The 1,263-nt window shown below is 48.9% G+C and carries 9 tRNA genes and 2 rRNA genes; all 11 read left to right on the top strand.

From position 1 onward, the window contains the following. Positions 1 to 115: ribosomal RNA gene (locus BWGOE10_RS33200) — 23S ribosomal RNA — on the top strand; the annotation flags it as partial. Positions 116 to 216: 101 nt separating this feature from the next. Further along, positions 217 to 332 (top strand): 5S ribosomal RNA (rrf, locus tag BWGOE10_RS29060). A gap of 5 nt (positions 333 to 337) precedes the next feature. Next, positions 338 to 413, top strand: a tRNA-Val gene (locus BWGOE10_RS29055). A 4-nt stretch (positions 414 to 417) separates the two neighbouring features. Next, positions 418 to 493: transfer RNA gene (locus tag BWGOE10_RS29050), tRNA-Thr, on the top strand. Between the two features lie 14 nt (positions 494 to 507). Then, positions 508 to 583 (top strand) — tRNA-Lys (locus BWGOE10_RS29045). A gap of 15 nt (positions 584 to 598) precedes the next feature. Beyond that, positions 599 to 679 (top strand) — tRNA-Leu (locus BWGOE10_RS29040). A gap of 29 nt (positions 680 to 708) precedes the next feature. Continuing rightward, positions 709 to 783 (top strand) — tRNA-Gly (locus tag BWGOE10_RS29035). 16 nt (positions 784 to 799) lie between these two features. After that, positions 800 to 888: transfer RNA gene (locus BWGOE10_RS29030), tRNA-Leu, on the top strand. Positions 889 to 891: 3 nt separating this feature from the next. Further along, positions 892 to 965: transfer RNA gene (locus BWGOE10_RS29025), tRNA-Arg, on the top strand. An 8-nt stretch (positions 966 to 973) separates the two neighbouring features. Beyond that, a tRNA-Pro gene (locus BWGOE10_RS29020) sits at positions 974 to 1,047 on the top strand. A gap of 9 nt (positions 1,048 to 1,056) precedes the next feature. Continuing rightward, positions 1,057 to 1,132, top strand: a tRNA-Ala gene (locus tag BWGOE10_RS29015). The last annotated feature ends 131 nt before the right edge of the window (positions 1,133 to 1,263 follow it).

Below are 1,263 nucleotides of genomic sequence, written 5' to 3'. Positions count from 1 at the left end.
TTTTAAGAGCGTAAGCTAGTAAGATCCCTGAAAGATGATCAGGTTGATAGGTTCGAGGTGGAAGCATGGTGACATGTGGAGCTGACGAATACTAATAGATCGAGGACTTAACCATATAATATGAAGCGATGTTATCTAGTTTTGAAAGAATATAAAAAACTTGTTGACTTTCAAAAGTGAATGAGTTATAATAATTCTTGTCTTAAATGAATACAGTCTGGTAATGATGGCAGAGAGGCCACACCCGTTCCCATACCGAACACGGAAGTTAAGCTCTCTAGCGCCGATGGTAGTTGGGACCTTGTCCCTGTGAGAGTAGGACGTTGCCAGGCAATTCGGAGGATTAGCTCAGCTGGGAGAGCACCTGCCTTACAAGCAGGGGGTCGGCGGTTCGATCCCGTCATCCTCCACCATTTAGCCGACTTAGCTCAATTGGTAGAGCAACTGACTTGTAATCAGTAGGTTGGGGGTTCAAGTCCTCTAGTCGGCACCAGTTTTTAATTGTACGAGCCATTAGCTCAGTTGGTAGAGCATCTGACTTTTAATCAGAGGGTCGAAGGTTCGAATCCTTCATGGCTCACCATTTTTAATGAAATATGCGGGTGTGGCGGAATTGGCAGACGCACTAGACTTAGGATCTAGCGCCTTTGGCGTGGGGGTTCGACTCCCTTCACCCGCACTTTTAACAAAATATATCATACATGTCTTGCGGAAGTAGTTCAGTGGTAGAATACAACCTTGCCAAGGTTGGGGTCGCGGGTTCGAATCCCGTCTTCCGCTCCAATTTTCAGTATGATATGCCGGGGTGGCGGAACAGGCAGACGCACAGGACTTAAAATCCTGCGGTGGGTGACCACCGTGCGGGTTCGACCCCCGCCCTCGGCACCATATGCGCCCGTAGCTCAATTGGATAGAGCGTTTGACTACGGATCAAGAGGTTAGGGGTTCGACTCCTCTCGGGCGCGTTTTCTTTCGGGAAGTGGCTCAGCTTGGTAGAGCACCTGGTTTGGGACCAGGGGGTCGCAGGTTCAAATCCTGTCTTCCCGATACTTGTTTGGGGCCTTAGCTCAGCTGGGAGAGCGCCTGCCTTGCACGCAGGAGGTCAGCGGTTCGATCCCGCTAGGCTCCACCAAAAAAGTTCTTTGAAAACTGAACGAAACAAACAACGTGAACGTCAATTTTTATTTTTAGATGCTAGACAAACTAACTTTATTGGAGAGTTTGATCCTGGCTCAGGATGAACGCTGGCGGCGTGCCTAATAC

It is taken from the genome of Bacillus mycoides (assembly GCF_001757995.1).
Classification (GTDB): domain Bacteria; phylum Bacillota; class Bacilli; order Bacillales; family Bacillaceae_G; genus Bacillus_A; species Bacillus_A mycoides_B.
This window is presented reverse-complemented; position numbering and strand designations above follow the sequence as displayed.